At 69.9% G+C, this 4,451-nt stretch carries 4 protein-coding genes; all 4 read left to right on the forward strand.

The window, feature by feature from the left end; all coding sequences use genetic code 11:
- Positions 1 to 81 precede the first annotated feature (81 nt).
- The 4 genes from ACFWEP_RS32140 to ACFWEP_RS32155 are packed head-to-tail and all read left to right on the forward strand — an operon-like array spanning position 82 to position 4,293.
- On the forward strand, positions 82 to 1,005 hold the full coding sequence (locus tag ACFWEP_RS32140) for an ABC transporter permease (RefSeq protein ID WP_387375442.1): 924 nt from the start codon (positions 82 to 84) through the stop codon (positions 1,003 to 1,005).
- On the forward strand, positions 998 to 1,972 hold the full coding sequence (locus ACFWEP_RS32145) for an ABC transporter permease (RefSeq protein ID WP_387375444.1): 975 nt from the start codon (positions 998 to 1,000) through the stop codon (positions 1,970 to 1,972). Before ACFWEP_RS32140 ends, ACFWEP_RS32145 begins: the two co-directional genes overlap by 8 nt.
- Before the next feature lie 13 nt (positions 1,973 to 1,985).
- Complete coding sequence (locus ACFWEP_RS32150; RefSeq protein ID WP_387375446.1) at positions 1,986 to 2,963, forward strand: ABC transporter ATP-binding protein; 978 nt, start codon at positions 1,986 to 1,988, stop codon at positions 2,961 to 2,963.
- On the forward strand, positions 2,953 to 4,293 hold the full coding sequence (locus ACFWEP_RS32155) for an ABC transporter ATP-binding protein (RefSeq protein ID WP_387375448.1): 1,341 nt from the start codon (positions 2,953 to 2,955) through the stop codon (positions 4,291 to 4,293). The genes ACFWEP_RS32150 and ACFWEP_RS32155 overlap by 11 nt, the downstream gene beginning before the upstream one ends.
- The last annotated feature ends 158 nt before the right edge of the window (positions 4,294 to 4,451 follow it).

A 4,451-nucleotide genomic window follows, 5' to 3' on the forward strand; every position in this document is an offset into this window, starting at 1 on the left:
GGTGCGGACCGCCCGCACCGGCCACCCGGCTCATTCGGTGTCCGGCCCACGCTTCCGCCCCCACCCCCCCCGGAGCCCCACATGGGACGTTATGTGATCCGGCGGCTGCTGCAGATGATCCCGGTCTTCTTCGGCACCACGCTGCTGATCTTCCTCATGGTGAACGTGATGGGCGACCCCATCGCGGGTCTCTGCGGCGACCGCCAGTGCGACCCCGCCACCGCCGCCCAGCTGCGCGCCGAGTTCGGCCTCGACAAGCCGGTCTGGCAGCAGTACCTGACGTACATGGGCAACGTCTTCACCGGCGACTTCGGCACCGCGTTCAACGGGCAGAAGGTCACGGAGCTGATGGCCACCGCGTTCCCCATCACCATCCGGCTCACCATCGTCGCCATCGTCTTCGAGATCGTCATCGGCATCAGCCTCGGCGTCCTCACCGGCCTGAAGCGGGGCCGGCCCGTCGACACCACGGTGCTGATCCTGACCCTGGTCGTCATCTCCGTCCCGACCTTCGTCACCGGCCTGCTGCTCCAGCTGCTGCTCGGCGTGAAGTGGGGCGTCATCAGCCCCTCGGTCTCCTCGGCGGCCCCGCTCGACGAACTGATCGTCCCCGGACTCGTCCTCGCCTCGGTCTCGCTCGCCTACGTCGCCCGGCTCACCCGCTCCTCCATCGCGGAGAACGCCCGCGCCGACTACGTACGCACCGCCACCGCCAAGGGGCTGCCCCGGCGCCGGGTGATCGTGCGCCACCTGCTGCGCAACTCGCTGATCCCGGTCATCACCTTCATCGGTACGGACGTGGGCGCGCTGATGGGCGGGGCCATCGTCACCGAGCGGATCTTCAACATCCATGGGGTCGGATACCAGCTCTACCAGGGCATCCTGCGCCAGAACACCCAGACCGTCGTCGGGTTCGTCACCGTCCTGGTCCTCGTCTTCCTGGCGGCCAACCTGATCGTCGACCTCCTGTACGCCGTACTCGACCCGAGGATCCGCTATGCCTGAGCCGTATTCGCAGGACGGGGCGATCTCACCGGCGGGAGCCGGCGGACCCATGGACCTCGCCCTGGAGGAGGGCGAGACGCTGGAGAAGCCGCCCGGCCACGACGGCGGGGGCCCCTCCGAGAAGCCCCGCAGCCTCTGGTCCGACGCCTGGCGCGACCTGCGGCGGAACCCGGTCTTCATCGTCTCCGGCCTGATCATCCTCTTCCTGGTGGTCATCTCGATCTGGCCGTCGCTCATCGCGAGCGGCGACCCGCTCCAGGCCGACCTGGCCGACGCCCAGAAGGGCCGGGAACCCGGCCACCCCTTCGGCTTCGACCCGCAGGGCCGCGACGTCTACACCCGCGTCGTCTACGGAGCCCGCACCTCGGTCACCATCGGCGTCTGCGCCACCCTCGGCGTCGGCATCCTCGGCAGCGTCCTCGGCGGACTCGCCGGGTTCTTCGGCGGCGGCTGGGACGCCGTGCTCTCCCGGATCACCGACGTCTTCTTCGGTATCCCGGTGGTCCTCGGCGGTCTGGTCTTCCTCTCCGTCGTCACCAGCTCCACCGTCTGGCCCGTCGTCGGTTTCATCGTCCTGCTCGGCTGGCCGCAGATCGCCCGTATCGCCCGCGGCTCCGTGATCACCGCCAAACAGAACGACTACGTCCAGGCCGCCCGCGCGCTGGGCGCGTCCAACTCGCGGATGCTGCTGCGCCACGTCGCCCCGAACGCCATCGCCCCCGTCATCGTCGTGGCGACCATCGCGCTGGGCACGTACATCTCCCTGGAGGCGACCCTCTCCTACCTCGGCGTCGGCCTGAAGGAACCCGCCGTCTCCTGGGGCATCGACATCTCCGCCGCGTCCAGCTACATCCGCAACGCCCCGCACATGCTGCTCTGGCCCGCCGGAGCGCTGGCGGTCACCGTGCTGTCGTTCATCATGCTCGGCGACGCGGTGCGCGACGCCCTCGACCCCAAGCTGCGCTGAGGAGCCCGCTGCCATGCTGCTGGAAGTGCGCGATCTGCACGTCGAGTTCCACACCCGGGACGGTGTCGCCAAGGCCGTCAACGGCGTCAACTACTCGGTGGACGAAGGGGAGACGCTCGCCGTCCTCGGCGAGTCCGGTTCGGGCAAGTCCGTCACCGCGCAGGCGATCATGGGCATCCTCGACATGCCGCCCGGGAAGATCAGCGGCGGCGAAGTGCTCTTCAAGGGCCAGGACCTGCTGAAGCTCAAGAAGGACGAGCGGCGGAAGATCCGGGGCCAGGAGATGGCCATGATCTTCCAGGACGCGCTCTCCTCGCTGAACCCCGTGCTGACCGTGGGCGAACAGCTCGGCGAGATGTTCCGGGTGCACCGGGGGATGTCCCGCAAGGACGCCCGTGCGAAGTCGATCGAGCTGATGGACCGGGTCCGTATCCCGGCGGCCAAGGAGCGGGTCGGGAACTACCCGCACCAGTTCTCCGGCGGGATGCGCCAGCGCATCATGATCGCCATGGCGATGGCCCTGGAACCCGCGCTGATCATCGCCGACGAACCGACCACCGCGCTCGACGTGACGGTCCAGGCCCAGGTCATGGAGCTGCTCGCGGAACTCCAGCAGGAGTACCGCATGGGCCTCATCCTCATCACCCACGACCTCGGCGTCGTCGCCGACGTCGCCGACAAGATCGCCGTGATGTACGCGGGACGGATCGTCGAGACCGCCCCCGTCCACGAGATCTACAAGGCCCCCGCCCACCCGTACACCAAGGGCCTCCTCCAGTCGATCCCGCGCCTGGACCAGAAGGGCCAGGAGCTGTACGCGATCAAGGGGCTGCCCCCGAACCTGCTGCGCATCCCGCCCGGCTGTGCCTTCAACCCGCGCTGCCCGATGGCCCAGGACGTGTGCCGCACGGACGAGCCGCCGCTCTACGACGTGGCCGAACACCGCGCGAGCGCCTGCCACTTCTGGAAGGAGACGCTCGATGCACGCTGACCACTCCGGGGGCCGCAAGGAGGCGCGCGAGGAGGGCGAGATCGCCGCGACCCTCCTCTCCGAGTCGCGCCGGCTCTCCTCGTGGGCCGAAGGGGAGCCGATCCTGCGGGTCCGCGAACTCGTCAAGCACTACCCGCTCACCCAGGGCATCCTGATCAAGAAGCAGGTCGGCGCGGTCAAGGCCGTCGACGGGGTCACCTTCGACCTCTCGGCCGGTGAGACGCTCGGCATCGTGGGGGAGTCCGGCTGCGGCAAGTCCACCGTCGCCAGGATGCTGGTCCACCTCGAACGCCCCACCGCCGGAACGATCCAGTACAAGGGCGAGGACGTCACCAAGCTCTCCGGCCGGGCGCTGAAGGCGGTGCGCCGGAACATCCAGATGGTCTTCCAGGACCCCTACACCTCGCTCAACCCGCGCATGACGGTCGGTGACATCATCGGCGAGCCGTACGAGATCCACCCCGAGGTCGCCCCGAAGGGCAGCCGGCGGCAGCGGGTGCAGGACCTGCTGGACGTGGTGGGGCTGAACCCCGAGTACATCAACCGCTACCCGCACCAGTTCTCCGGCGGCCAGCGCCAGCGCATCGGCATCGCCCGCGGTCTGGCGCTCAACCCCGAGATCATCGTCGCCGACGAACCCGTCTCCGCCCTCGACGTCTCCGTACAGGCGCAGGTCGTCAACCTGCTGGACCGGCTCCAGGCCGAGTTCAGCCTCAGCTTCGTCTTCATCGCCCACGACCTCTCGATCGTCCGCCACATCTCGGACCGGGTCGGGGTGATGTACCTCGGAAGGATCGTCGAGATCGGCACCGAGGAGGAGATCTACGACCACCCCACGCACCCCTACACCCAGGCCCTGCTCTCCGCCGTCCCGGTGCCCGACCCGGAGGCCCGCGAGCACCGGGAGCGGATCATCCTGCACGGGGACGTGCCCTCGCCCGCCAACCCGCCCTCCGGCTGCCGCTTCCGCACCCGGTGCTGGAAGGCGCAGGAGCGGTGCGCGGTGGAGGAACCGCTGCTCGCCGTCCCGGAGGCGTTCAGGGCGGTGGCGGGCCCGGCCCACCACGACTCCGCCTGCCACTTCGCCGAGGAGAAGCACGTCGTCGCGGTGGAGACCGAACGGGTGCTGCCGCCGACGCCCCCGGCGGCGGGTACGGAGGGCGGAGAGGCCGGCGTTACTTCGCCGGGTGCCGGGGGCGCGAGCCTCGGCGGCGGTACGGTGCCGGGCGCGGGAGACGGCGACGGAGGCCGGGACGCAGGCGGCGGTGGGACGGCGCCGGGTGCCGGGGAGCCCGGACCGGAGCGGCGCCCGCCGGACGGGGGGCTGTAGGGCGTTCGGCAGTGGTGCCGCCCCCGGCACCCGGGCGCCCGGCGGAACGTCGTTAACAACGAGGCAACTCGGCTGTCGCCACACCGATATACGGACCACGCATCATGTACAGCGTACGGCCGTGCGGGTGCCGTGGACCGGCAGGGACGACGTCATGT

The sequence above is a fragment of the Streptomyces sp. NPDC060198 genome (assembly GCF_042728415.1).
In the GTDB taxonomy this organism is placed as follows: Bacteria; Actinomycetota; Actinomycetes; order Streptomycetales; family Streptomycetaceae; genus Streptomyces.

What these genes read in the sequence shown, in the direction of transcription:
- ACFWEP_RS32150 (WP_387375446.1), top strand. Translation starts at nt 1,986, where the DNA reads ATGCTGCTGGAAGTGCGCGATCTGCACGTCGAGTTCCACACCCGGGAC.
- ACFWEP_RS32140 (WP_387375442.1), top strand. Translation starts at nt 82, where the DNA reads ATGGGACGTTATGTGATCCGGCGGCTGCTGCAGATGATCCCGGTCTTC.
- ACFWEP_RS32145 (WP_387375444.1), top strand. Translation starts at nt 998, where the DNA reads ATGCCTGAGCCGTATTCGCAGGACGGGGCGATCTCACCGGCGGGAGCC.
- ACFWEP_RS32155 (WP_387375448.1), top strand. Translation starts at nt 2,953, where the DNA reads ATGCACGCTGACCACTCCGGGGGCCGCAAGGAGGCGCGCGAGGAGGGC.